This is a genomic window from Streptomyces sp. NBC_00885 (genome assembly GCF_045207475.1).
GTDB lineage: Bacteria > Actinomycetota > Actinomycetes > Streptomycetales > Streptomycetaceae > Streptomyces.
On the sequence record NZ_CP108796.1, the window covers coordinates 2,117,510 to 2,143,602 of the forward strand.

22 protein-coding genes are annotated in these 26,093 nt (G+C 69.5%); 6 read left to right on the forward strand and 16 right to left on the reverse strand.

Going from position 1 to position 26,093, the window contains the following annotated elements; all coding sequences use genetic code 11:
- The first annotated feature begins 72 nt into the window (after positions 1-72).
- The gene (locus OHA61_RS09235) at positions 73-303 is read left to right on the forward strand and encodes a hypothetical protein (protein ID WP_142213264.1); all 231 of its coding nucleotides are present in this window, start codon (positions 73-75) and stop codon (positions 301-303) included.
- A gap of 128 nt (positions 304-431) precedes the next feature.
- Here the strand turns inward: OHA61_RS09235 and OHA61_RS09240 are convergent, their stop codons facing one another.
- The 7 genes from OHA61_RS09240 to OHA61_RS09270 form a co-directional block, all read right to left on the reverse strand.
- Positions 432-1,253 carry a S1 family peptidase gene (locus OHA61_RS09240; protein ID WP_406302641.1) on the reverse strand — a complete coding sequence of 274 codons (822 nt, stop codon included), beginning with the start codon at positions 1,251-1,253 and terminating at the stop codon, positions 432-434.
- A gap of 149 nt (positions 1,254-1,402) precedes the next feature.
- Complete coding sequence (locus OHA61_RS09245; protein ID WP_324981456.1) at positions 1,403-2,962, reverse strand: RNA polymerase sigma factor; 1,560 nt, start codon at positions 2,960-2,962, stop codon at positions 1,403-1,405.
- Positions 2,963-3,307: 345 nt separating this feature from the next.
- Positions 3,308-4,195 carry a FadR/GntR family transcriptional regulator gene (locus OHA61_RS09250; RefSeq protein WP_266489188.1) on the reverse strand — a complete coding sequence of 296 codons (888 nt, stop codon included), beginning with the start codon at positions 4,193-4,195 and terminating at the stop codon, positions 3,308-3,310.
- Positions 4,196-4,354: 159 nt separating this feature from the next.
- The gene (locus tag OHA61_RS09255; protein ID WP_406302643.1) at positions 4,355-6,211 is read right to left on the reverse strand and encodes an ATP-binding cassette domain-containing protein; all 1,857 of its coding nucleotides are present in this window, start codon (positions 6,209-6,211) and stop codon (positions 4,355-4,357) included.
- Positions 6,212-6,312: 101 nt separating this feature from the next.
- Positions 6,313-7,077, reverse strand: coding sequence for an NUDIX domain-containing protein (locus OHA61_RS09260; RefSeq protein WP_324977981.1), 765 nt, complete (start codon positions 7,075-7,077; stop codon positions 6,313-6,315).
- Positions 7,078-7,162: 85 nt separating this feature from the next.
- Positions 7,163-7,336, reverse strand: a complete 174-nt coding sequence (locus OHA61_RS09265) for a hypothetical protein (RefSeq protein WP_406302646.1) — start codon at positions 7,334-7,336, stop codon at positions 7,163-7,165.
- Complete coding sequence (locus tag OHA61_RS09270) at positions 7,333-8,685, reverse strand: DUF4192 domain-containing protein (protein WP_406302648.1); 1,353 nt, start codon at positions 8,683-8,685, stop codon at positions 7,333-7,335. The genes OHA61_RS09265 and OHA61_RS09270 overlap by 4 nt, the downstream gene beginning before the upstream one ends.
- A 111-nt stretch (positions 8,686-8,796) precedes the next feature.
- Here OHA61_RS09270 and OHA61_RS09275 point away from each other — a divergent pair, with 111 nt between their 5' ends.
- On the forward strand, positions 8,797-10,983 hold the full coding sequence (locus tag OHA61_RS09275; RefSeq protein ID WP_406302649.1) for a RecQ family ATP-dependent DNA helicase: 2,187 nt from the start codon (positions 8,797-8,799) through the stop codon (positions 10,981-10,983).
- Positions 10,984-11,210: 227 nt separating this feature from the next.
- Positions 11,211-11,840, forward strand: a complete 630-nt coding sequence (locus OHA61_RS09280) for a hypothetical protein (RefSeq protein WP_406302650.1) — start codon at positions 11,211-11,213, stop codon at positions 11,838-11,840.
- Between the two features lie 192 nt (positions 11,841-12,032).
- Here the strand turns inward: OHA61_RS09280 and OHA61_RS09285 are convergent, their stop codons facing one another.
- The 3 genes from OHA61_RS09285 to OHA61_RS09295 form a co-directional block, all read right to left on the reverse strand.
- On the reverse strand, positions 12,033-12,656 hold the full coding sequence (locus OHA61_RS09285) for a hypothetical protein (RefSeq protein WP_406302652.1): 624 nt from the start codon (positions 12,654-12,656) through the stop codon (positions 12,033-12,035).
- 82 nt (positions 12,657-12,738) lie between these two features.
- Positions 12,739-13,440: a ribonuclease HII gene (locus tag OHA61_RS09290; RefSeq protein WP_266489170.1), complete on the reverse strand. Its 702-nt coding sequence runs from the start codon at positions 13,438-13,440 to the stop codon at positions 12,739-12,741.
- Between the two features lie 119 nt (positions 13,441-13,559).
- Positions 13,560-14,186 (reverse strand): TetR/AcrR family transcriptional regulator, encoded by a 627-nt coding sequence (locus OHA61_RS09295; RefSeq protein ID WP_324977969.1) that lies wholly within the window; start codon positions 14,184-14,186, stop codon positions 13,560-13,562.
- Positions 14,187-14,305: 119 nt separating this feature from the next.
- Between OHA61_RS09295 and OHA61_RS09300 the strand changes: the two genes are divergently transcribed.
- Positions 14,306-15,862, forward strand: a complete 1,557-nt coding sequence (locus OHA61_RS09300; protein WP_406302653.1) for an MFS transporter — start codon at positions 14,306-14,308, stop codon at positions 15,860-15,862.
- Positions 15,863-15,954: 92 nt separating this feature from the next.
- On the opposite strand, the gene OHA61_RS09305 is transcribed toward OHA61_RS09300, so the two are convergent.
- The 3 genes from OHA61_RS09305 to OHA61_RS09315 all read right to left on the reverse strand — a co-directional run bounded on the left by OHA61_RS09305 (position 15,955) and on the right by OHA61_RS09315 (position 18,233).
- Positions 15,955-16,863: an ADP-ribosylglycohydrolase family protein gene (locus tag OHA61_RS09305; RefSeq protein ID WP_406302654.1), complete on the reverse strand. Its 909-nt coding sequence runs from the start codon at positions 16,861-16,863 to the stop codon at positions 15,955-15,957.
- Positions 16,864-16,875: 12 nt separating this feature from the next.
- A complete protein-coding gene (locus OHA61_RS09310; RefSeq protein ID WP_324977962.1) occupies positions 16,876-17,535 on the reverse strand; it encodes a histidine phosphatase family protein in 660 nt (219 codons plus the stop codon).
- A 92-nt stretch (positions 17,536-17,627) separates the two neighbouring features.
- Positions 17,628-18,233, reverse strand: a complete 606-nt coding sequence (locus OHA61_RS09315) for a YdbC family protein (protein WP_324977960.1) — start codon at positions 18,231-18,233, stop codon at positions 17,628-17,630.
- Between the two features lie 166 nt (positions 18,234-18,399).
- On the opposite strand from OHA61_RS09315, the gene OHA61_RS09320 reads away from it, so the two are divergent.
- On the forward strand, positions 18,400-18,921 hold the full coding sequence (locus tag OHA61_RS09320) for a TerD family protein (protein ID WP_406302655.1): 522 nt from the start codon (positions 18,400-18,402) through the stop codon (positions 18,919-18,921).
- A gap of 76 nt (positions 18,922-18,997) precedes the next feature.
- Here the strand turns inward: OHA61_RS09320 and OHA61_RS09325 are convergent, their stop codons facing one another.
- Positions 18,998-21,895 (reverse strand): vitamin B12-dependent ribonucleotide reductase, encoded by a 2,898-nt coding sequence (locus tag OHA61_RS09325; protein WP_406302656.1) that lies wholly within the window; start codon positions 21,893-21,895, stop codon positions 18,998-19,000.
- A 173-nt stretch (positions 21,896-22,068) separates the two neighbouring features.
- The gene (gene nrdR, locus OHA61_RS09330; protein ID WP_266489153.1) at positions 22,069-22,581 is read right to left on the reverse strand and encodes a transcriptional regulator NrdR; all 513 of its coding nucleotides are present in this window, start codon (positions 22,579-22,581) and stop codon (positions 22,069-22,071) included.
- A 588-nt stretch (positions 22,582-23,169) separates the two neighbouring features.
- On the opposite strand from nrdR, the gene lexA reads away from it, so the two are divergent.
- The gene (lexA, locus tag OHA61_RS09335; RefSeq protein ID WP_142213283.1) at positions 23,170-23,955 is read left to right on the forward strand and encodes a transcriptional repressor LexA; all 786 of its coding nucleotides are present in this window, start codon (positions 23,170-23,172) and stop codon (positions 23,953-23,955) included.
- A gap of 100 nt (positions 23,956-24,055) precedes the next feature.
- Here lexA and OHA61_RS09340 read toward each other — a convergent pair whose 3' ends face one another.
- On the reverse strand, positions 24,056-26,050 hold the full coding sequence (locus OHA61_RS09340) for an ATP-dependent DNA helicase (protein ID WP_406302657.1): 1,995 nt from the start codon (positions 26,048-26,050) through the stop codon (positions 24,056-24,058).
- Positions 26,051-26,093 lie beyond the last annotated feature (43 nt).

The following is a 26,093-nucleotide window of genomic DNA, read 5'->3' on the forward strand; positions in this document are numbered from 1 at the left end:
AGCGGGAACGTTTTCGGCCTGGTTGGATGTTGACCCTGGTACGACAGCTCGTCGAGCTAGAGAAGAGGCGACGTGACTACTGTTCTGACCCCCGCGAGCCCCCTGACGGCCGCAGACCGCTGCGACCGCTGCGGCGCCCAGGCGTACCTGCGCGTCGTCCTGACCAGCGGCGGTGAGCTGCTCTTCTGTGCCCACCACGGGCGCAAGTTCGAGCCGGAACTCAAGAAGATCGCCGCGGAAATACAGGATGAGACAGACCGACTCACGGCCGTCCCGGCCGCCGCCGGTGAAGAGGAACACTGACACCTCGCATCCCACGACGAGCCAAGGCCGGTCCCGGACCGGTCAACGGGCGGCCGCCCCTGAATACCAGGGGCGGCCGCCCGCTCTCATAACGTGACCGCGAAAGGCGGTCCGATTCCGTGCCGGCCTCAGTCCGACGGCACGGCCACCGCCGAGATCCGCGTGTACACGCCGGGGCTGCCCGCCAGCCCGCAGCCGCTCCCCCAGGAGACCAGGCCGATAAGCATCCCGCGGGCCACCAGCGGCCCTCCGCTGTCCCCCTGACAGGCGTCCCGGCCGCCGCCGGTGTCTCCTGCGCACAGCATCGTGGCGGCCACGTAGCGCCCGCCCAGTCCGCCCGGATAGGCCTGTCCGCACGCCTGGTCCGAGAGCACGCTCACCTGCGCGGCCCGGAGCGATGAGGAGTAGCTGCCGTCGCCCCTCGTATCGCCCCAGCCGTAGACGGTGGCGCTCGTGCCCGGCTGGTACGCCGGATCACCGGCGCCCGCCAGGCGGATCACCTGCGACGCGGGCAGCGCCTCGGCCAGCGTCACCACCGCCATGTCCGAGCTGTTGGTCAGCGGGTTGTACTGCGGCGCGACCCAGCTGTCGCTCACCGCGATCTCCCGGCCTTCGACGCCCGTCAGCTCAGAGCGCCCGGAGATGACCCGCAGATCCCGGACCTCTCTCACGTCCTGGCCGAGCACGGTCCGGCTCAGACAGTGGGCGGCGGTCATCACCTTCGTCGGCGCCACCACCACGCCGCCGCAGAATTGACCGGCGCGCGTTCCCCCGAACCGGTCACGGCTGGCGAGTGCGACGACCCAGGGGGCCTCGAGGGTGGTGACCGGATCGCCGCCGACGACCACGCTGTCGGCGCCGGCGGGGACGGGCGATACCAAGGGCGCCACAGCCGCCGCGGTGACAAGCGACAGCGCCCCGGTCAGGGCTCGGGCGAGGGAACGACGCATACGGCCTCCTGACTCTGCGTTGAAGTAATTCCACCCAGAGTCAGCCACCTCACACCCGCCCGCACCCGCGACATGGCGAAGGGCCCAGTCCCCTGACGGGATCCGGGCCCTTCGGCGTACTTCTACGACCGGTTGCGTACCACCGCGACCTAGTCGAGGTAGTCGCGCAGCACCTGCGAACGCGACGGGTGGCGCAGCTTCGACATGGTCTTGGACTCGATCTGACGGATGCGCTCACGCGTCACGCCGTAGACCTTGCCGATCTCGTCCAGGGTCTTCGGCTGGCCGTCGGTGAGACCGAAGCGCATGGAAACAACGCCCGCCTCACGCTCGGACAGGGTGTCCAGCACCGAGTGCAGCTGCTCCTGCAGAAGCGTGAAGCTGACCGCGTCGGCCGGCACGACCGCCTCGGAGTCCTCGATCAGGTCACCGAACTCGCTGTCGCCGTCCTCGCCGAGGGGGGTGTGCAGCGAAATCGGCTCGCGGCCGTACTTCTGGACCTCGATGACCTTCTCGGGGGTCATGTCGAGTTCCTTGGCCAGCTCCTCCGGGGTGGGCTCGCGGCCCAGGTCCTGGAGCATCTGGCGCTGCACGCGCGCGAGCTTGTTGATGACCTCGACCATGTGCACCGGGATACGGATGGTGCGGGCCTGGTCGGCCATGGCGCGGGTGATCGCCTGACGGATCCACCAGGTGGCATACGTGGAGAACTTGTAGCCCTTGGTGTAGTCGAACTTCTCGACCGCGCGGATCAGACCGAGGTTGCCTTCCTGGATCAGGTCCAGGAACAGCATGCCGCGGCCGGTGTAGCGCTTGGCCAGCGAGACGACCAGGCGGAGGTTGGCCTCCAGCAGGTGGTTCTTGGCACGACGGCCGTCCTCGGCGATGATCTCCAGCTCGCGCTTCAGCTTCGGCGCGAGCTTGTCGGAGTTCGCCAGCTTGTCCTCGGCGAACAGACCGGCCTCGATGCGCTTGGCGAGCTCGACCTCCTGCTCGGCGTTGAGGAGGGGAACCTTGCCGATCTGCTTGAGGTAGTCCTTGACCGGGTCGGCGGTGGCACCGGCGACGGCGACCTGCTGGGCGGGCGCGTCGTCCTCGTCGTCGTCGGAGAGGACGAAGCCCTTGCTCTCGCCCTCGGCCTCTTCCTCTTCGCCCTTGCCACCGGGCTGGACCTCATCGAGCAGCTCTTCGCCCTCGGTGGCCTCGTCGGTGTCCTTCTTGCCCGTGGTCTTCTTGGCCACGGTCTTCTTGGCGGCGGTCTTCTTGGCCGCCGTCTTCTTGGCCGCTGTCTTCTTGGCGGCCGCCTTCTTGGCAGGCGCGGTTGCCGTGACCTCTTCGTCGGCCTGGACGTCGACGGTCTCGGCCGTCGGCGCCGCGGTGGCCGCGACGGTCTTGGCCGTGGCGGTCTTGGCCGCGACGGTCTTGGTGGCGGTGCGCTTTGCCGGGCTCTTCGCTGCGACGCTCTTGCGGGCGCGCTTCGGCGACTCCGCGGCACTGACCATCAGCGTCACACCCTCTTCCTCGAGGATCTGGTTGAGGCTGCGCAGAACATTCTTCCACTGGGTTGGCGGAATTTGGTCAGCCTCGAAGGCCCGACGCACGTCATCGCCGGCGATCTGCCCATCAGCCTTTCCCCGCTCGATGAGCGCCATCACAGACTCGGACTCGGCGATCTCCGGCGGGAGCGTACGGGATGTGCTGGCCGACACGAACAACCTCTCGGAACGATGGAAACGGCTTCCGGCCCCGCCCATGATCGGGCCGGAGCCGACGACCACCAGGCTGCGGATGTGCCGGTGGCGCGGGGCTGAGCCTCGGAATTGCACAGCGCCCTGAATGGCGGCTGTATTCCCTCCTCGGCTGTCACCTCTTAGGTCATCGCACTGTTTCGAGGAGTGTTACGCCCAATCCACGTGGCCCGAGTCACACCTCATTTAAGACGGGACGGTCAAATGGGGACATTCGCGACATAATCGTGTCGCCGGATCCCGTGGAATCCGGCGACACACGATGCGTACGCCTCCGTACTTCCTGACCGCGTCCCGCTCCCGCGCTCAGTGCTCGCGCGGCGCGGGGACGACTCGCTCCACTTCCGGGTGAACGGTGAGCAGTTGACGCATGGCCGATTCCGCGGCGTGCGCGTCACCGGTCGCGAGTGCGTCGGCGATCCGCGCGTGATGGGCGAGAGAAGCCTCGGTAGCGCGGTCACAGCCGGTGACCGGGCCGCCGGAGACCTGGAGGGCCGCGGAGACGATCCCGGAGAGGTGCTCCAGCATCCGGTTGCCCGCGAGCTGGATGAGGAGGGAGTGGAACTCCGCGTCCGCCCGGGAGAAGGTGATTCCGTCACCCTGAGTGAGGGCATGGTTCATGATCTCGACCATGTCGGCGAGCCGCTGCTGGACGTCCTCACGGCCGTGCCCCGCGGCGAGGCGGGCGGCGAGCGGCTCGATGGTCCAGCGCAGCTCGCTCAGCTCCCGGCGCTGGTCGTCACGCTGCGGGCCGAACGCGCGCCACTCGATGATGTCGGGGTCCAGCAGGTTCCAGTCGCTGACCGGACGGACCCGGGTGCCGACATTGGGGCGGGCGCTGACCAGGCCCTTGGCTTCGAGCACGCGCAGCGACTCCCGCACGACGGTGCGGGAGACCTCGAAGCGCTGGCCGATCTCCTCCGGGACGAGCGGGCGATCGGCGCCCAGGTCTCCCGAGACGATCATCTGGCCGAGCTGCTGGACGAGTTGGCCGTGCAGTCCGCGGCCCCGGCTGCCTGCCGCGCGGCGGCCGACCCGGCCCAACTCGGCGTCGGCGCCTTCCCAGGAGGGGGGGCCGACGCGGTCGGCGCCGTGCGCCTCCGCGTAGGGGTATCGGTCGAGTTCGCCCGGGCCGGCGAGGCCGGACTCGGCGGGGCGGGCGGCGGTCATCATGGTGTGCGCAAGGGTACTCACGCATCCTTTGTCGGCGTGGCTCCGGCGGCCCTTGAGGTCTTTGGTGAAAAGCACACGAAAGGGTGATCGGCGCCGGCCTCGCAATTGACGCCTTATCGGAAGGAAACGGGCGCTCTCAAGGGAGTTGTGAACAGATCGCCGAGTCCCGGTCGATCATGTTCACCAACGGGCGCTGCGGCGAAGGCTCGTGAACAGATATGCGCAGATCAGGGCCGACAACGACAACATCAGTGCGGCGCCCACGGGTTGGGCCAGCAGATGCACCCCCGCCATCAGCCAGTCGTCGGCCTGTTGCGGCAGCCACACCCAGGTCAGTTCACGCAGCCTGCCGGGAAGCCCGGCGATCGAACGGACGGACGGAGCGATCAGCGCCTTTTGCACGAGAGGGGCGATGAGGACCGGTACGGCGAGCACGGCGGCCACTCCGCCGGCGGTGACCCTGAACACTCCCGCTCCCAGCAGCCCGGCCCAGGCGCATCCGATCGCGAGAGCGCTCCAACTGGCCATCAGGGCGGGCCAATTCTGCGGCACGGGGACCGCATCGCTTCCGTACGCGAGGCGGAGCGCCTGGAAGTCGGCCACTGCCACGAGGAGCGCGATCAGCAGGGCGGCCGCCGCGGTCACCGCGAGCTTGGCAAGGAGGAGGCCGAGACGGCGGGGCACGGTGCCGCGGGCGGCGGCGAGGGCGGGGTAGCGGAACTCCTCGCCGAAGGAGAGCGCCCCGAGCAGTCCGGCTCCGAAGGCGGCGGGCGGCAGCGGAAAGAAGTCGGGCCAGGCGGTGAGCACGGCAGGGAGCGGGGTTCCGCCGGTACGGCCGAGCAGGACGCACAGCGCGGCTGAGGAGACGAGGACGGCGCCCAGTACGAACAGGGCCGTACGGACACCGAGGAGGCGGCGGAGTTCGTAGCGCAGGGGCCTGAGGGGGCTGCGGACCGGGCGCGGCAGGGGGGAGGACTGAGGGGGAACGGGGGGACGGGGGGCTTGTGGGGGATTCGGCGGGTGCGTGGCCTGCTCGGCGGGCGGGGGCACCTCCTGGGTGGCAGGTGCGGGTTGCGGCCGGAAGGCCGCTGCGGCGGCGCCCGCGGCCGCGGGGGACGGCGGCCCGGAGCCGGGCGCTGGGTCAGGTTGGTGCCGACCATCCGGGCCTGCGTCTCCCACCTCGTCGGACAGCCGGTGGACGAGTACGCCGTGCCGGAAGGCCGTTTCGCCGATCTCGGCGCAGTTGCTGCCGTAGACGGACAGCAGGCTGCCGCTCTCGGCGACGACCTCAACGGAGCGCTGGGCGGCGCGCGCCTCGCGGGCGACGGCGGCGGCCAGGCGGGCGGCCTGCGGGGTACGGACGGCGACGCGGGGGCGGAGTCTGGTGCGGGAGAAGGCGGCCGCGTCCTGGTCGGCGACGAGGCGGCCCGCGTCGAGGGTGACGACCTGGTCGGCGATGCGGGCGGCTTCCTTGGGGTCACTGGTCGTGCACAGGACGGTGCCGCCATGGGTGGCGTGAGCGCGCAGCAGTCCGTACAGCCAGCTGTTCTCCCGGGGCGAGAGCCCCTTCGCGGGCTCGTCGAGGATCAGCGTCTGCGGATCCGCGAGCAGAGCGGAGGCGAGCCCTAGCCTGCGGTCCATGCCGATCGAGAGCATGCCGAGGCGCTCACCGCCGAGGCCCGCCAGACCGACGGCTTCCAGCATCTCGTCGGCGCGGGAAGCGGGAACTCCGGCGGCGGCGCAGAGCATACGGAGCTGCCCCCGAGCCGTCCGCGCCGGATGACCGGGTACGTCGCCGAGGAGCACTCCGACCTCACGGGCCGGGTGGGCAATGCGGTGGAGGGGGTTCCCCCGGAAGTACGTGACGCCCCGGCCGGACTCGAGTTGAAGCATCAGACGCAGCGCCGTCGTCTTTCCGGAGCCGGCCACGCCGAGGAGGGCAGTAACGAGGCCCTGCCGGGCCTCGAACGTGACATCGTCGACGGCGGGCGCCTGGTCTCGGCGGTGGGCGCTGGTCAGTCCGATGGCCTGGAGCATCGCTTCTCTCGCGGAAGTTGAGACCGCTCGGCGGCAGGTCGGGTACCGCAGCAAGATAACTCGACATTTAGGACTTTTAGCGCAATGGCCAGGCCTGGGTGTCAGACTTCTGGACGCAGCATCGGGGGGTTCAGCACGGTGGCGCCGCCCGCCCGGAACAGCTGCGCCGGACGGCCGCCCTGACGGGTGGTGGTCCCTCCCGCGGGCACCAGGAAGCCCGGAGTGCCGGTCACCTTGCGGTGGAAGTTCCGGGGGTCGAGCGCGACGCCCCACACCGCCTCGTACACCCGCCGCAGCTCGCCGACCGTGAATTCCGGCGGGCAGAACGCGGTGGCCAGCGAGGAGTACTCGATCTTGGAACGGGCGCGCTCCACCCCGTCCGCCAGAATCCGCGCATGGTCGAAGGCGAGCGAGGCGGCCTGGTCGTCCTCGCGTCCGAACCCGTTCTCCTGGCCCAGGAGATCCTCGACGGGGGCCCAGCGCGCGCTGTTGGCGTCACCGCCCGCGCGGGGCGCGGGAAGGTCGGGCGCGAGCACCAGATGGGCCACGCTGACCACGCGCATGCGGGGGTCACGCTTGGGGTCTCCGTAGGTGGCCAGCTGCTCGAGATGTGCGCCGTTCCCGGGTGCCGGGGAGGCGGGGTCGTGCGCGCACAGTCCGGTCTCCTCGGCGAGCTCGCGCGCCGCGGCTGCCGCCAGATCCTCGTCGCCCCTGACGAAGCCGCCGGGCAGCGCCCACCGGCCCTGGAACGGCGGCTCTCCGCGCCGTACCACCAGCGCGCAGAGCGCATGACGACGCACGGTGAGCACGACCAGGTCGACGGTGACAGCAAAGGGCGGAAAGGCCGACGGGTCGTAGGGAGACATGCCGTGATCATAGTCGTCTGCCTGACGATAAACACTCCCTTCGTCACGTGCGGCGACGGTTTCTTCATCCACTCCGCCGCCCCACTCACCCGCCCGCCTGACACGCCCAACTGGGGGCCTCGGGGGGCTCCTCGACCACCCTGGGGCCGAGCCTGTTGATCCGTACGGCGAAGGGCTCCCGGGATTTCGGCGGCACAGGGTCGTACGACTCCGCCACGACGGTCAAGGGCGGCACGGGCGACCCGGTCACGGCCGTCACCTCCCGCTCCTCGTGCCGCGCTCCCCGGTGCGCCTGCTCCCCCGGGCCCGGTCCGCCGGCGCCGACTTCGCGGGGCGCGGTCCCGCCGGCGGAAGAGCCTTCTTGCCCAGGGGTTGCCGAAGCCTCCGTGGCCGCGGGCGGGAGCGGGCCTTCCGCCGCCCGTCGTCACCTCGCCCGCCTTCCCCTCCCGCTCCCTCGTCCGGCCCGCTGCCGGAGGGCGCCCGGGAACTGCTGGCCGCGCGCAGACAGCTGCGGACCGTCTCAGGATCCAGCCCCTGGTTGCAGGCCTCATGCAGCAGGCGGGCGAAGACGTAGTCCGGGTCGACCCGGAGCGCCCGTCCGAGGGCGACCCTCGCTGCGGGTTCGTCGCCGGTGGACCAGGCGACCCATCCGGCCAGGGTGAGCGGCGCGGCGGCATGCTCGCAGTAAGGCCCGACACAACGGCGGGCGAGCGCCCGCCACAGGCGCAGCGCCCCAGGAGCGTCCGGCCCCTCCATCCATTCCGCAGCCCGGTCCCGGGTGTCCCGGTCCTGGATGCCGAGGATCACCGCAGCCGCTTCGTCGTGAGAAATGAGCCGGTCGTCCGCGACGTCCGTCTCGGCCCAGTCACCGGATCGCGGTGATTCCGCAATGCGCGTCATCAGCCGTCGGGCCAGCGCGAGGGTCTCCGCAGCGACCTGCTCACGCCCCTGTTCGTCCAGGATCCTCGGCACCAGCGTGGCGCCCGCGGTGTCCAGTGCCTTCTCCTGGTCGGCGGCGGGCGGAGCGGTCAGGGGTGCGAGCCGCCCCTCCATCTCCCGCAGGGATCCGCGCACTTGGATCCCCGCGTAGGCGGCCGCCGCCGCCATGACCGAAGTGCCGGGCAGCGCAAGGGCGCTGCCTTCGGGTGGACAGCAACGGGCGTCGGGGCAGCAGTAGGACCAGAAGCGGCCGTCGGAGATACACAGAGCCTCGTAGACCGGCACCTCGAGGGTGCCGCAGGCGGTCCTCAGTCGTTGCGCGAGCGGGCGCAGCCGCTCCATCACCCGGCGGCTCATCTCGCCCTCGGCCGGGTCCTGGCAGAGGAAGACGACAATGCCGTCGGGCCGGGAGCCACGGCGCTCACTGCCCTCGATCAGACATTCCGCGAGTTGCTCCGCCACGGGCGACCACTCGCGAGGCGAACTCGGAATGCCGAGCCTCAGCCGACCGCCGAAGCGGCCGCGGTTGCCGTGCAGGGCGACGAGCACGATCGAATCGTTCGGATGGAACCCCATCATGTACGGGAGAGCGTCGGCCAGTTCGGCGGGGCCGCGCAGGGTGATCTGCTGCTCGTCTGCGGGACCGGTGGTTTCGTGGTGCTTGTTCATGGCACGACGGTCCCGCGACGGCCCCGACCCCCGCGACCCCTGTGGATAACGTTATCCACAGGCCGACGGCCTCGTTCGCGCTTTGTCGGTGCCATCAGGTTGCATGGGGGCATGACCAACGCAGACCTCGACCTCGCCGACCCCGCGGGCCTCCGCGCCGCAGCCGACTCCGTACTCGCCCGCCTCGTCTCGGACACCACGGGCACCGCCCGGCTGCGCGAGGACCAGTGGCGGGCGATCGAGGCGCTCGTTGCCGACAAGCGCCGGGCTCTGGTCGTGCAGCGGACGGGCTGGGGCAAGTCCGCGGTGTATTTCGTCGCGACCTCGCTGCTGCGCGAGCGCGGCAGCGGCCCGACCGTGATCGTCTCCCCTCTGCTCGCGCTCATGCGCAACCAGGTCGAGGCGGCGGCGCGAGCCGGTATCCGCGCCCGGACGATCAACTCCTCCAACACCGAGGAGTGGGACACGGTCCAGGACGAGGTGGCCGCCGGAGAGGTGGATGTGCTGCTGGTCAGTCCCGAGCGGCTCAACAACCCCGATTTCCGGGATCAGGTGCTTCCCAAGCTCGCAGCCGCGACCGGGCTCCTGGTCGTGGACGAGGCGCACTGCATCTCCGACTGGGGCCATGACTTCCGGCCCGACTACCGGCGCCTGCGCACCATGCTCGCGGATCTGCCGGCCGGGGTCCCGGTGCTCGCGACCACCGCCACCGCGAATGCCCGCGTGACCGCGGACGTCGCGGAGCAATTGGGCACCGGGGCGGGCACCGACGCCCTCGTGCTGCGCGGCGCGCTGGACCGGGAGAGCCTCAGCCTGAGTGTGCTCCAGCTCCCCGATGCCGCGACCCGCCTGGCCTGGCTGGCCGATCACCTCGGTGAGCTGCCGGGTTCGGGAATCATCTACACGCTCACGGTCGCGGCGGCCGAGGAGATCACGGCGTATCTGCGGCAGTGCGGTCACACCGTGGCCTCGTACACCGGCCGCACGGAGAACGCCGACCGGCAGCAGGCGGAGGAGGATCTGCTGGCCAACCGCGTCAAGGCCCTCGTCGCCACGTCCGCCCTGGGCATGGGCTTCGACAAGCCCGATCTCGGATTCGTCGTGCACCTGGGCTCACCCTCCTCCCCCATCGCGTACTACCAGCAGGTGGGCCGTGCGGGCCGCGGTGTCAAACACGCGGAGGTGCTGCTGCTGCCGGGCCGGGAGGACGAGGCGATCTGGCAGTACTTCGCCTCGGTGGCCTTTCCGCCCGAGGAGTTGGTGCGACGTACCCTCGGCGTGCTTGCGGAGGCGGGCAGGCCGCTGTCCCTGCCCGCGCTGGAGCCGCTGGTCGAGCTGCGGCGTACGCGACTTGAGACGATGCTCAAGGTCCTCGACGTGGACGGCGCAGTGCGCCGGGTGAAGGGCGGCTGGACCACCACCGGCCGGCCTTGGTCGTACGACTCCGAGCGCTATGCGTGGGTCGCCCGGCAGCGCGAGTCCGAGCAGCAGGCGATGCGCGACTACGCACGGTCGACGGCCTGCCGTATGGAGTTCTTGCGGCGGCAGCTGGACGATGAGGAAGCGGCCCCGTGCGGACGCTGCGACAACTGCTCGGGTGCCCGCTTCAGCGACAAGGTCTCCGATACGGCCCTGGACACCGCGCGCGGGGAGCTGGGCAGGCCGGGCGTCGACGTGGAGCCCCGCAAGATGTGGCCGACCGGGCTCGCGGCGGTCGGCATCAGCCTGAAGGGCCGTATCCCCGAAACGGAGCAGTCCTTCACGGGCCGCGCGCTGGGGCGGCTCTCCGACATCGGCTGGGGCAACCGGCTCCGGCCGATGCTCGCGCCACAGGCGCCGGACGGACCGGTTCCGGACGATGTCGTCACGGCAGTGGTGACCGTGCTCGCCGACTGGGCCAAAGGCCCCGGCGGATGGGCATCCGGCGCATCGGACGCACCGGCGCGGCCGGTGGGCGTCGTCACTGTCGCCTCGCACAGCCGACCCCAGCTGGTCGGCACCCTCGGCGCCCGGATCGCGGAAGTGGGCCGGATGCCGCTGCTGGGGACGGTCGAGTACGCGCCGGAAGCAGTGGACGCACGGATCTCACGCACGAACAGCGCCCAGCGAGTGCGTGGCCTGCACGAGGCGTTCGCCGTGCCGCCCCGGTTGGCAGAGGCGCTGGCCGAGGCCGACGGACCTGTCCTGCTGATCGACGATCTTTCGGACAGCGGCTGGACCCTCGCCGTGACGGCGCGGTTGCTGCGCCGGTCCGGCGCGAAGGGGGTGTTTCCGCTGGTCCTTGCCGTTCAGGCGTGACAAGAAGGGTCAGAGGGGCTCCGGATGGGCAGGATCAGTGAAGGAATATGAGCCTCATACCCGCCGATTCCCGCCGGTGACGCCAAATTGCTCGTTGCCGCATGACCACGCGCCAGCAAGAATTGGAGCGCTCCCCGCGGGCCCGTCTGCGGCCCTGAAGGGCTGTGCCGCGGTGCGCCCGCACCCGTCCCTGCCCGCACTGTGGGCGCGTATGCGAAGGGAGGAACGTGACCTTCGGATTCGCTCCGTCCGCAGCCACTTCGTTCAGCACGTCGGCGAATTCCACCAGCCGCCTCGCCAGGATGCTCGAACCGGCCGAGTGGGCTGCAGCGGGGATACCCCTGCTGCGCAACCCCCGCGAGGTGGTCAGCGGGCTGCACACCCGGCACCTGCCGAGACCGGCGACCGCGGTTGTCGCCGTGCTCGACCACGAGGAACGGATCGCCGCCAGCGCGTCGTTCGCCCGGCGCTCCGCCCCCGTGGACGGCTGGGAGTTCCGCAACGTAGTGCTGGCCCACCTGCGCCGGGTCATCCCGCACGATCTGCGTCGGCGCACGCCCGTACGCACCGCCGTACTGCTCTACTGCCGCGAGGGCGACGAGCGCTGGACGGAGGAGGACGGGGCATGGATGTGGGGGCTGCGGGACGCGTGCACGCTGCATGGGCTGCGCTGCGGGGCGTACATCACGCTGACGCGCGGAGGCTGGCAGGTGCTCGGTGAGGGCCGGGGCGGCCGGCGGCCCAGCTCGCTGTCGTCGCCCGGCGATCTCTCCGAATCCGGGAGCGACGCCGAACTGCTGCCGCTGCGTACAGCGAGCGGCGCCGCCGAAGCCCTGCGACGCATCGCCGCCCGCTGAAGGACGACCGGGCCGCCGAAGGGAGCCGGTGGGTGCCACTTTCCGGCTGCCCGGCCGGTGGGCAGCCGGACGACCGACCGGCCGCTCGGCACAGGCCGAGTGATCTGCCAGGACCGTGCGATCGCCGAAGACCGCGCGGTCTCAGCGGGCCTTGCGGTCCGTGAACACCCCGCGGTCCATGGACCGTACGGCTCAGACGCCCGTCCCCAGCGCGGTGTTGATGCGCTGGGGGTCGCCGCACACGATCAGCAGAGCGGTCGCCTTCGCCAGGGCCGCGGGCAGTGCGCGGGCCGCCTCGTCGTCGGCGCCTCCGTTGATCGCGACGACCACCACAGGACGGGCCGAGGCCCGGCCCACCACAGCGGCGTCCGCGTAGAAGACGTCGTCACGGGCATCGTGCTGGGCCCAGTAGGCGGCCTCGCCGAAGGACAGTTCGTGCGTCGCCCACGGGTGCTGCTCTCCGGTGGTGAGCACCAGGACGTCGGCCGGGGCGCGACCGGAGTCGAGCAGCAGGTCGACGGCCTCGTCGGCGGCGTCGAGCGCGCCGTCGGCCGGGGCGGGGATCAGCTGGATCTGAGGAACAGACGGCTTTGTCGGCCGGGGAGCCTGGGGCTGCCCGGCGGAGGTGGCGGAGGTATGCGTACGCGGCGGGGCGGGCCTGGCCGGACCGGGGCCCGGGTGTCCGGGACGCGGCGAGGCCGCGGAACGCGGACCGGGTACGGGACGGGGGGTCGGCGCGGTGCGGCCTGCGGCCGGAGTAGCGCGGGGACCCTGGGCACTCTCGTGAATCTGAGGCTCCTCGGGGATGAGAGGCATGAGTGGATGTCTATCAAATGCCGACGCGGAAGGCATCGGCGGGTGGGCACATGGGTGCGACTGCCCTGACGGCAGGGCCGGTTCAGAATTCGAAGCCGAGCTGGCCCCCGCTTTCCAGTTCGGCCGCCTCGGCGGAGAGGCGCACCTTCTTGAGGTGCCGCCACTGGGGCAGCGCGTCGAGATAGGCCCACGAAAGCCGGTGGTAGGGCGTGGGCCCCAGCACCGCGAGGGCAGCCTTGTGCACGGGCGAGGGGTAGCCGGCGTTGGCGTCGAAGCCGAAATCGGCGAACTCGCTGCGCAGTTCGGCCATCATCGCGTCCCTGTGCACTTTGGCGATCACGGAGGCAGCGGCGACCGCTACACAGGACTGGTCCCCCTTGATGACCGTACGGACCTTCCACGGCGAGCCGAGGTAGTCGTGCTTGCCGTCGAGGATGACGGCGTCCGGCCGGACCGGGAGCGCGTCCAGAGCACGGACGGCGGCCAGCCGCAGCGCCGCGGTCATCCCCAGTTCGTCGATCTCCTCCGGCGAGGCATGTCCCAGGGCGTGCGCCGTGACCCACTGCTCCAGCAGCCCCGCCAGCTCCGTACGACGCTTCGGGCTGATCAGCTTGGAATCGGTGAGACCGGCGGGCGGTCGGCGCAGTCCGGTGATCGCCGCGCACACCGTGACGGGACCGGCCCACGCCCCGCGTCCGACCTCGTCGACACCAGCGACGATCTTGGCGCCGGTGGTGGCTCTGATCGAGCGCTCGACTGTGTGGGTGGGTGGTTCGTACGGCATGGCGCCAGCAAGGTTACGCCGCCGCACCCCACCCGCGACAACCGGATTGCACTTGCCGCCTCCGCGTCAGTGCAGTCACCCGCTCCCCGTTACCGCGCTCACCGGTTCCGCCTCGGCGATCAGCCGTTGTGAGGACGCAGCAGCGGCACCATCACCTGATCGATCATCTTGGAGATATCTTCGTCGGGCCATTCGCTGCCGCACACCTTGGAGCGGTACATCATCAGGCCCGGAATCACGTCGAAGACCAGATCACCGATGGCATCGGCACGTACGTCGCCCCGCGCGACCCCGCGCTGCACCACCTTTCGGAACAGCTGGTTGGACGGTTCGACGAGCTGGCGCACGATCACTGCGTGGAAGCGCTCCGCCGTGGAGCTGTCGCACTCGTGAAGCACGGAACGCAGGGCGAAGCCCGACCTGGAGTACATCGCGTCGCGCACGCGCCGGCAGAGCTGGAAGAGGTCCTCGCGGATGCTGCCGTGATCGGCGGCCTCGTCCAGAGTCGGCAGTCCTGCCTGCAGGGCGTCCGCGACAAGGTCCTCCTTCGACGGCCAGCGCCGGTAGACGGCCGCCTTGCCCGTCTGGGCACCGGCGGCGACGCCTTCCATGGTGAGCCCGCTCCAGCCGACCGTACTCAGCTGTTCCAGAGCGGCCTCGAGGATCGCGCGTTCCAGCACGGGTCCTCGGCGGCGCAGCGAGACCGGGGATGTCTCGGTGGCGCCGGTGCAGCGCGAATTGCCCATCTTCATCTCTCCGTTGGGGACAAGAGTTCAGTGAACGCTTGCGTTCACTGAAGGGGACTCTCTACGGTATACGCGACAGTGAACGGCTACGTTCACTAACTCACTTGTGGGGGACCATAGTGACAACCTCTCAGTTGACAGCACCAGCCAAGCCGGGAGCCGCCCGCAGACAGGGACGCCCCGGGATCGCCCTCGCCGTTATCGCAGCCCTGCAGCTCATGGTGGTCCTCGACACGACGATTGTGAATATCGCCCTCCCGCACATCCAAGGGGCGCTCGATTTCACCACGACCCAGCTCTCCTGGGTGGTCAATGCCTACACGCTCACCTTCGGCGGACTGCTGCTCCTCGGTGGCCGGGCGGGCGACATTCTCGGCCGACGGCGTGTGTTCGTCTTCGGCGTGCTGCTCTTCACCTTCGCCTCACTGCTGTGCGGTGTGGCGCAGGAGCCCTGGCAGATGCTCGCGGCCCGCGCGCTCCAGGGTGTAGGCGGCGCCATCGCCTCACCCACGGCGCTCGCGCTCATCACCACGACCTTCCGCGAAGGCCCGGAGCGCAACCGCGCGTTCGGTATCTTCGCAGCGGTCTCGGCCAGTGGCGCGGCCATCGGCCTGCTCGCCGGCGGCATGCTCACCGAGTGGCTGAACTGGCGCTGGGTGTTCTATGTCAACCTGCCGATCGGCATCCTGATAGCCGTCCTCGCACCGATGTTCATCAACGAGTCCGAACGGCACTCCGGCCGGTTCGACATCGCGGGCGCCCTCACCTCGACCGCGGGAATGGCATCACTGGTCTACGGCTTCGTCCGGGCCGCCGAGGACGGCTGGAGCGATCGGCTCACCCTCGGCGCGTTCGGGGCGGCGGTCGTGCTGCTCACGGCGTTCGTACTGATCGAGCGGCGGGCGAAGGACCCGATCACCCCGCTGCGGATGTTCGCCGACCGCAACCGCTCGGGCACGTATCTGATCATGATGAGCCTCGCGGCGGCGATGTTCGGCATGTTCTTCTTCATCGTCCTGTTCGTGCAGAACGTGCTGGACTACAGCCCGATCACCTCCGGTCTGGCGTTCCTGCCGGTCACGGTGATGATCGTGACCGCCGCCGGTATCTCGTCCAAGCTCCTGCCGGTGCTCGGGCCCAAGCCCTTCCTGGCTGCGGGTGCGGTGCTCACCGGGAGCGGCATGGCATGGCTGACACTGCTCGACCCGGGAAGCTCGTATCTGGGCGGAGTGCTGGGGCCGATGCTGCTCTTCGGATTCGGCATGGGTCTGGTCTTCGTGACGGCGACGCTCACGGCGGTCTCCGGCGTCGCTCAGCACGAGTCGGGTGCGGCCTCCAGTCTGCTCAACGCGACGCAGATGGTGGGTGGTTCCCTGGGACTGTCGATTCTCATGACCGTCTTCAGCACTGCCAGCCGCGAGGAGGCGGACCGTCAGATCCCGCTCTTCCTCGCGGACGCGACAGCGGCGCAGAAGGAAGCCTTCGCCAAGACGCGCGAGCTGCCGCCGCCGTGGGGGCACCAGGTGCTCGCGGAAGGCATCGCGACGGCGTTCTGGGCAGGAGTCGGACTGGTCGGACTCGCGGTGCTGACCGCGGTGTTCGTCATCCGGGTACGCAAGAGCGACCTGGAAGCGCTCAGCGGGGCGGCGGGCGCGGGCGGCGGCCACGCGGCATAGGGGGCGCCTCGCAGACGGGGTACGGGCCGTGCACGGGGGTACGGCCCGTACCTCACCTGAGCCGGGTCATTCGACAGGCTGGAGACAGCCACTCATGGCATCTGCTGCGGCACCCACTGAGGAAGCCGCTCGGTCTGCTCCAGCCAGGCGGCCGGCGGCTGTCCCGACTTGCCCGCGGCGACCACTCCGCAGGCGATGGCGCAGGTCGTGTCGACATCTCCGCCCACTTGGGCGGTCGTCCAGAACACCCGCTCGAAGTCGCCGAGCGAGCGGGCCGCGGACCACAGCGCGAACGGAACGGTGTCATGCGCACTGGTGCGCCGACCGCTGCCGAGGACCGCCGCGACCGTCCCCGCATCGTTGTAGTCGAGCATGTCCCGCGCCCGGCGCAGGCCCGCTCCCACAGCGCTGCGCGGTACGAGCGCGATCACGCCGTCGAGCAGGTCCTCGGCCCCCGGAGGCCCGGCCGGATCCGCGGCCAGCGCGGCGGCCGCCGCCACGGCCATCGCCCCGACCACGGCCTCCCGGTGCTGGTGCGTGGTGTACGAGGAGATCTCGGCCTGGTGGGTGGCCTGCTCGGGATCGTCGGCGTACCAGGCACCGAGCGGCGCGATACGCATCGCGGAACCGTTGCCCCACGACCCCTGGCCATTGAAGAGTGCGGCGGCGAGTTCACGCCAGTCGCCGCCCTCTCTGATCAGCCGGAGCATACGGTTGACGGCAGGGCCATAGCCCCGGTCGAAGTCGTGGTGCTCGGCGAAGGACTGGGCGAGTGCGTCCTGGTCCACCCGGTCATGGGTCGCGAGCACCGACAGTACGGAGCCGGCCATCTCGGTGTCGTCGGTCCACTGCCAGGGGCCCGGCGGCAGGGCACGCCGTTTCAGCAAGGGATAGTTCGAAGGAACGAAGAACTGGGAGCCCAGGGCGTCTCCCACGGACAGTCCGCGCAGGCTGTCCAGGGCGCGTTCGAAGCGCCTGTCGCGAGAGGAATCAGCGGTCATCTTCCTGCCACTCTATCCGGTGACGCCGTAAGGCTCAGGTGTGCGCCACCGCTCGAACGGCCGGTCAAGGGTGTAGCGGCCGTCCTTGCCGAGCTGCAGAACCCGGGTCTCGGCGTTGCCCGGGTTGGAGAGGGATTCGAAATCGGCGACCGACCAGTGGAACCAGCGCATGCAGAACAGCCGCATGGTCAGTCCGTGCGTCACCAGGAGCACGTTCGGCGGATGATCCGGCGACTCGAAGCTCCGGTACAGACTCTCCAGGAAGGCCCCGACCCGGTCGTACACATCCGCTCCCGACTCCCCCTGGGCGAAGCGGTAGAAGAAGTGGCCATAGGCGTCGCGATAGGCCTTCTGCAGCCGGACGTCCTCCCGGTCCTGCCAGTTCCCCCAGTCCTGCTCACGCAGCCGCGGCTCCTCCCTGACCCGTACCAGCTCCGGGTCGAGGGCGAAGGCGCGGAAGGTCTCATGGGTACGGCGGTAGGGCGAGACGTAGACGCTGACACGCTCGCGTCCGAACAGCTCACGAAGCCGTCCGCCCGTCTCCTCTGCCTGCGTCCAGCCGGTCGGGGTCAGCCGCAGCGCATGGTCGGGCTCGCGCTCGTACACGGTGTCATCGGCGTTCCCCTCCGACTCACCGTGCCGGACGAGAACGATGCGTTGCGGTCGGGCCATGTCACGACAGTAGATCGGTCCCGACTCGGCCGAGCAGTCGGGACGGGTCCGACCGGCGTACCGGGCCGGTGAAGAGGGCGGGGCGGCCGGCTTCAAACCGTCCAGGACGGTTCGAGCTGCACCACATCACCGGCGAGCGCCGAGACATCCGCCTCGGTCTGCGCACGCAGCAGGAGCCGCTCGACCCGCTCCCTGCGGTACTTCCCGTGCTCCGCCGCCGACTGCCACATCGACATCACCAGGAACTCGCTCCCCGGCGCCTCCCCGAACAAGCCGCGCACCATCCCCGGCGACCCGGCCATCGCCGGGTTCCACACCTTCTCCTGCATCAGCGCGTAGTGCTCGACCCGGTCCTCGCGCACCCGGCAGTGCGCGACCCGTACGACATCGGCGTCCGTGAACCGCGGCTCGAACCCGGTCTTCACATCGAAGCGATAGTCGAAGAGCTTGGCCTGTATGTCCGTGTACGTACCTGTCTGCCCGGACGCCAGCCGGTCATGGGAGCGCGCCATGAAGGAGTCGTAGAACGCCCGGCTCTCCCAGAATGTAAAGACATGCGCGACATGCGGCCGCCCCTTGCTCCACCCGCCACCCTGTCCCCGGAATCCCGGCTCACCCAGCAGCCCCGCCCACTTCCGCTGCCCCCGCTCGAACCCACGACGGTCCACGACGGTGCAGCGAATCCACTTGACCAGCACCGCGCCATCGTACGGCGCGGAACGTGGCCCCGGTCACTGTCCGGCGGAGTCCACCGTCAGCAGCTCTCCCAGCCTCCCTGCGCACCCACCCCTTCTGCGGCAGCAAGCCATGACAGCATGGTCAACCGACGTGAAACTCCCGGCAGTTACGGGGAAGGGGAATCTGGTGAGCAGTCTCAACAAGGGGGTCCGGAAGGCTGAGGTGACCCTCCGGTGGGATCCGAGTCCCCTGGGTGAGCCGGCGCATGATCTCGACATCGTCGCCGCGACGTACCGGGCGGAGGCCCCACACGGCGCACCGGCGTACGTCGTCCACTTCGACAGCCGGTCACCGGACGGCACGATCATCCTGATCAGGGACAGCAAGACCGGTCAGGGCTTCGGCTCCGACGAGGTCATGACGCTGGAGTTCGACCGGCTGGCAGCCACGTACGGCCGCGTCGTCGTGGGTGTGGTCATCCAGCAGCGGGACGGACGCCGGGTGTTCTCGGACATTGCGAACACCCTCGTCCGCATCCTCGAAGGACACACCGAGCTGGCCTCGAACGACTTCGCCGCCTTCCAGGAATCCACGGCGGCCGTGGTGGGCGAGTTCGTCCGGAGCGATGCGGGCGAGTGGCAATTCCACGAAACCGTCCGCGGATTCGACGCCGACCCTCAGTCCTTCGTCGAGCTGATGGGCAGCTGATCAGCAGCTGAGAAGAGAGAGGGAGGGGCGCCCGGCACATGGCCGGGCGCCCCTCCCTCTCATTCAAACGGTGCCGTCAGCTGCAACCGCTGGTCGAGCCACAGCCTTCGCAGATGTAGCAGGAGCCGGCCCGCTGCATCTTCGTCCCGCAGGAGAAGCACAGCGGCGCGTCCGCGCTGATGCCCATCTGCATCTCGACGAGCTCCGCGGAGGTGTGCGCCTCCTTCGGAGCCGGGATGTCCAGCTTGGGGGCGGCGAGGGGCTTCAGCGTCTCCTGCTGCTGGCGCGGGGCGGACTGGGCCAGACCCTCGACGTCCATCTCCTCGTCGGTCGGCTCGTACGAACCGGTCTCCAGGTGACGCTGACGCTCCTCGGCCGAGTGGATGCCGAGCGCGGAGCGCGTCTCGAAGGGCAGGAAGTCCAGCGCCAGGCGGCGGAAGATGTAGTCGACGATCGACTGCGCCATCCGCACGTCCGGGTCGTCCGTCATACCGGCCGGCTCGAAGCGCATGTTGGTGAACTTCGAGACGTACGTCTCCAGCGGCACGCCGTACTGCAGACCCACCGACACGGCGATCGAGAAGGCGTCCATCATGCCCGCGAGGGTCGAGCCCTGCTTCGACATCTTCAGGAAGACCTCGCCGAGACCGTCGTCCGGGTAGGAGTTGGCGGTCATGTAGCCCTCGGCGCCGCCCACCGTGAAGGAGGTGGTGATGCCGGGACGGCCCTTGGGGAGCCGCTTGCGGACGGGTCGGTACTCGACGACCTTCTCGACCGCGGCCCGGATCGTCCCCTCGGCCTTCTCCGCCGCCGCGGTGGCTTCGGGGCTCTGGTTGCCCTTGGTCTTGGCGGAGAGAGGCTGACCGACCTTGCAGTTGTCGCGGTAGATCGCGAGCGCCTTGACGCCCATCTTCCAGGCCTCGAAGTAGACCTCTTCGACGTCCTCGACCGTGGCGGTCTCCGGGAGGTTGACCGTCTTGGAGAGCGCGCCCGAGATCCATGGCTGGATGGCGGCCATCATGCGGACGTGACCCATCGCGGAAATGGAGCGCTCACCCATGGCGCAGTCGAAGACCTCGTAGTGCGCGGTCTTCAGGCCGGGGGCGTCGACGACATTGCCGTGCTCGGCGATGTGGGCGACGATCGCCTCGATCTGCTCCGGCTGGTAGCCGAGACGGCGCAGCGCCTGCGGGACCGTGCCGTTGACGATCTGCATCGAGCCGCCGCCGACCAGCTTCTTGAACTTGACCAGCGCGAGGTCGGGCTCCAGGCCGGTGGTGTCGCAGGACATCGCGAGACCGATGGTGCCGGTCGGGGCGATGACGGACGCCTGGGAGTTACGGAAGCCGTTCTTCTCGCCGAGACGGATCACGTCCTGCCAGGCCTCCGTGGCGGCGGCCCAGATCGGCGTGTCCAGGTCGTCCATGCGGACGGCCACGGCGTTGGCGTCGGCGTGCTGCTTCATGACGCGCTTGTGCGGAGCGGCGTTGCGGGCATAGCCGTCGTACGGACCGACGACCGCGGCGAGTTCGGCGGAGCGCTTGTACGAGGTACCCGTCATCAGCGAGGTGATGGCGCCGGCGAGCGCGCGCCCGCCGTCCGAGTCGTACGCGTGGCCCGTCGCCATGAGCAGGGCGCCGAGGTTGGCGTAGCCAATGCCCAGCTGGCGGAAGGCGCGGGTGTTCTCGCCGATCTTCTGCGTGGGGAAGTCCGCGAAGCAGATGGAGATGTCCATCGCGGTGATGACCAGCTCGACGACCTTGGCGAAGCGCTCGATCTCGAAGGACTGGTGGCCCTCGCCGTCGTCCTTCAGGAACTTCATGAGGTTCAGCGAGGCAAGGTTGCACGAGGTGTTGTCCAGGTGCATGTACTCGCTGCACGGGTTCGAGCCGTTGATCCGGCCGGACTCGGGGCAGGTGTGCCAGTGGTTGATGGTGTCGTCGTACTGGATGCCGGGGTCGGCGCAGGCCCAAGCGGCCTCGGCCATCTTGCGGAAGAGCGACTTGGCGTCGACCTCCTCGATGACGTCGCCGGTCATCCGGGCACGCAGCCCGAACTTGCCGCCGGACTCGACGGCCTTCATGAACTCGTTGTTCACACGGACCGAGTTGTTGGCGTTCTGGTACTGGACGGACGTGATGTCGTCGCCGCCCAGGTCCATGTCGAAGCCCGCGTCACGCAGCGCGCGGATCTTCTCCTCTTCCTTGACCTTGGTCTCGATGAAGTTCTCGATGTCGGGGTGGTCGACGTCGAGGATGACCATCTTGGCGGCCCGGCGCGTGGCGCCGCCCGACTTGATCGTTCCTGCGGACGCGTCGGCGCCGCGCATGAAGGAGACGGGACCCGAGGCGTTGCCGCCGGAGGAGAGCAGTTCCTTGGAGGAACGGATCCGGGAGAGGTTCAGGCCGGCGCCGGAGCCGCCCTTGAAGATCATGCCCTCTTCCTTGTACCAGTCGAGGATCGACTCCATGGAGTCGTCGACGGCCAGGATGAAGCAGGCGGAGACCTGCTGCGGCTGGGGCGTGCCGACGTTGAACCACACCGGCGAGTTGAAGCTGAAGATCTGGTGCAGGAGGGCGTACGCCAGCTCGTGCTCGAAAATCTCGGCGTCGGCGGGCGAGGCGAAGTAGTTGTAGTCCTCGCCGGCCTTCCGGTACGTCTTCACGATCCGGTCGATCAGCTGCTTCAGACCGGTCTCGCGCTGCGGGGTGCCGACGGCCCCGCGGAAGTACTTGCTGGTGACGATGTTGACCGCGTTCACCGACCAGAAGTCGGGGAACTCGACGCCACGCTGCTCGAAATTGACCGAGCCGTCGCGCCAGTTGGTCATGACGACGTCACGGCGCTCCCAGACCACCTCGTCGTACGGATGCACGCCGGGAGTGGTGTGGATTCGCTCGATACGCAGGCCCCTGCTCGCCTTGGATCCCTTGGGCCGGGACCCTCGTGCCGGACCGCTCGTCGTCTCTGTCATGCCGCCTCCCATACATGGGCAAAAACGCCCTGAAGTGCCCAGTTCTTCCCGTGGCACAGTTCTGTGTCTGATGCCTCGGGCGCCAGCGCACAGCGCCCGTGACAGGTCTTTTGCCGCTCTGCCGGCGATCGGCGGGCCACTGGGGCGGGCCGATCCGCTCAGCGAGGTATTGCTCAGTCGGCGGCGGTGGCGGGCACGGGGACCTCAAGGGTCTCGCCGCTCCCGCATTTCTCTGCGGGAGGCCGTTGTTCGCGGAGTTCCGCGATGGCGGCCTCGAAGTCTTCGAGTGAGTCGAAAGCCCGGTACACGGAAGCGAAGCGCAGGTACGCGACGAGATCGAGTTCCTGCAGGGGGCCGAGTATGGCCAGACCCACGTCGTGGGTGGTCAGCTCAGCACTGCCGGTGGCGCGCACCGCTTCCTCGACCCGCTGGCCGAGCTTGGCGAGGGCGTCCTCGGTGACCGGCCGCCCCTGGCATGCCTTGCGGACGCCGGAGATAACCTTCGTACGGCTGAAGGGCTCGGTCACGCCGCTGCGCTTGATCACCATCAGCGAGGCGGTTTCCACCGTCGTGAAGCGGCGGGAGCAGTCAGGACACTGCCGGCGACGCCGGATCGACGTTCCGTCGTCGGTGGTGCGACTGTCGACGACGCGGCTGTCGGGGTGCCTGCAGAAGGGGCAGTGCATGGCTCCCAACCCCCTCCTTCACTGCACGACGAAATGGCCTCAACAGGGCGGTCGAAGCCCTTCGAAGCAGCCCCAAGCATAGGCGATGGCTGCGGTCTTGAAGGACCAGGGACCACAACTTCTGGGCTACAGACACAATCCAACCACTAGATCTGGGGTTTGGTCGCATTTTCGAGTCTCAGCGCGTGTCGCGTGGCTGCGCCTGTACACAGCAGGCGTACGGGTGGTGACACCGCGCCATCGCAGCGGCGCGGGACCCACGCGTGGGGGCGCAGGACGGGCACGGAAACATGGCGCGCACGCCGGGCAGGACCGGCCATGAGGTTACGGGAATCGCGCGGCTCCGTGGATTCCGGGCCCCCGAGTGCAAGACTGGGAATCACTCGGTGACACCCGGCTCCACCGCATACCGGCGGTGAAGGTTACCGTCGTGGCCGCATTGCCTCACGGCCCGATCGTTCGCACATACACCCAGCCAGACGCTCACGTCAGGCAATCTGCGATTTTTCACTCGAACGTGTGTTTGGCGCAACCTTTCGAAACCCACTACCGTTGTCCAGCTAGGGAGACCATTCGAGAGGGGCCGACGTGACCACCACCGCAGACAGTGCCACCATCACTGCCCAGGACCGCTCCCAGAACCGATTCGAGCCGGTGCATGCCATGAATGACGCAGCCACGACACCCGAGGGGCCCAAGCCCACGCGTTCGCTGCCCGGCCGACCTCCAGGGATCCGAGCCGACAGCTCCGGTCTCACGGATCGGCAGCGGCGCGTCATCGAGGTGATCCGTGACTCCGTACAGCGTCGGGGATACCCGCCGTCGATGCGTGAGATCGGCCAGGCGGTCGGGCTGTCCAGCACTTCTTCCGTGGCACACCAGCTCATGGCTCTGGAGCGCAAGGGCTTCCTGCGCCGGGACCCGCACCGCCCCAGGGCGTACGAGGTGCGCGGCTCCGACCAGCCCAGCACACAGCCGACGGACACGACCGGCAAGCCCGCCGCCTCGTATGTGCCGCTCGTCGGCCGGATCGCGGCCGGTGGCCCGATCCTCGCGGAAGAGTCCGTCGAGGACGTCTTCCCGCTGCCCCGCCAGCTTGTGGGTGACGGCGAGTTGTTCGTGCTGAAGGTCGTCGGCGACTCGATGATCGAGGCCGCGATCTGCGACGGCGACTGGGTGACCGTGCGCCGCCAGCCCGTCGCGGAGAACGGCGACATTGTGGCCGCGATGCTGGACGGCGAAGCCACGGTCAAGCGCTTCAAGCGGGAGAACGGCCATGTGTGGCTCCTCCCGCACAACGCGGCGTACCAGCCGATTCCGGGTGATGAGGCGACCATCCTCGGCAAGGTGGTGGCGGTGCTGCGGCGGGTGTGACACGCCCGTCGGCTCTGACCGGCCCCGGGACCCACTGCGCCGGTCCCGGGGCCCCGTTGTGCCTGCCCACCGTCGTAGTTCCGACCTGCCGTCGTCGGCCTTACCTGCCGTCCGCCTTGGCCGAGGCGTCGATCGCGGCCAGCGATCGGCGCGCCTGGTTACGGTCCGTCGTGTACCAGAAGTCGGGCAGCGAGGCGCGCAGATAGCTGCCGTACCGGGCATTGGCCAGCCGCGGGTCGAGGACGGCGACGACGCCCCGGTCGCCTGTCGCGCGTACGAGACGGCCCGCGCCCTGGGCCATCAACAGGGCGGCGTGCGTGGCGGCGACGGCCATGAAGCCATTGCCGCCCGCCTCCTCCACGGCCTTCTGCCGGGCGCTCATCAGCGGGTCGTCGGGGCGTGGGAACGGGATCCGGTCCATCACCACCAGCTGGCAGCTGGCTCCCGGCACATCCACGCCCTGCCAGAGCGAGAGGGTGCCGAACAGACAGGTCTCCGGGTCGGCGGCGAAGTTCTTGATCAGCTCGCCCAGCGTTTCCTCGCCCTGCAGCAGGATCGGCTTCTCGAGCCTGCCGCGCAGCTCCTCGGCCGCCGCCTGGGCAGCCCGCATCGAGGAGAAGAGACCGAGCGTACGACCGCCGGCCGCCTCCACCAGCTCGGCGAGCTCGTCCATCATGTCGCCGCGGGAACCCTCCCGGCCGGGCGTCGCCAGATGGCGCGCGACGTAGAGGATGCCCTGCTTCGGATAGTCGAAGGGCGAGCCGACGTCGAGCCCCTTCCACTGCGGGCTCGTGAGCTCGTCACCTTCGCCCGTGGCCGCTTCCGCAGTGCCCTCGGGAGCCAGGCCGAGCGAGGCCCCGACGCCGTTGAAATCACCGCCGAGCTTGAGCGTGGCCGAGGTCAGCACCACCGAGCGCTCAGCGAAGAGCTTCTCGCGCAGCAGACCGGAGACAGACAGCGGTGCCACCCGCAGGGACGCGCCGAAACGATCGTGTCGCTCGAACCAGACGACGTCGTACTCGGAACCCTGCGTGATGCGCTCGGCGACGTCATGGATGTTCTCGACGGAGGCGAGCGCCTGCTTGCGTACGGCGTCCTCGTCCTGGACGGATTTGTCGCGGGTGCTACCGAGGGCCGAGATGACCGTGCGCGCCGCGTCGCGCAGTGCCATCAGGGCGTATCCGAGATCCTCGGGGATCTCTTCGAGCCGGCCGGGGAGGGCGAGCTCCATCACCCGCTCGAAGGTCTCGGACGCCGTCTGCAGAGCATCCGCTGCCTTCTCGTTGACCAGCTTGGCGGCCCGGCGCACGGCGCGGTTGACCTGGCCGGGAGTGAGCTCGCCGGTCGCGACGCCGGTGACCCGGGAGACCAGCTCATGGGCCTCGTCGACGATCAGCACCTCGTGCTGCGGGAGCACCGGGGCGCCCTCGATCGCGTCGATCGCGAGGAGCGCGTGGTTCGTGACCACGACATCAGCCAGCTTCGCCCGCTCGCGGGCCGCCTCGGCGAAGCACTCCGCGCCGTAGGCGCACTTCGACGCCCCCAGGCACTCCCGGGACGAGACGGAGACCTGCGACCAGGCCCGGTCGGAGACGCCGGGCGTGAGATCGTCGCGGTCCCCGGTCTCGGTCTCGTCGGCCCAGTCGCGCATCCGGAGCAGATCCTGCCCGAGCTTGCTGGTGGGTGCGGCGGCCTCGAACTGATCGAAGAGGCCGTCCTCCTCTTCCTGCGGCACGCCCTCGTGGAGGCGGTGCAGACACAGATAGTTGGAACGCCCCTTGAGCATGGCGAACTCCGGCCGCCGGCGCAGCAGCGGGTGCAGCGCCTCGACTGTCCGCGGAAGATCACGCTCCACGAGCTGCCGCTGCAGGGCGAGGGTGGCCGTGGCCACCACGACCCTCTCGCCGTGAGCCAGGGCGGGGACCAGATAGCCGAGCGACTTTCCGGTACCGGTGCCGGCCTGGACAAGCAGATGGGAATTGTTGTCGACCGCTTCGGCGACGGCCTCGGCCATGGTGACCTGGCCTGGCCGTTCCACGCCGCCCACGGCGGTGACGGCGGCATGGAGGAGCTCGGGGAGGGATGGCTTCGTCATAGCCAGTCCACCCTACGGCGCGCCACTGACAGCCCGGTCCAAG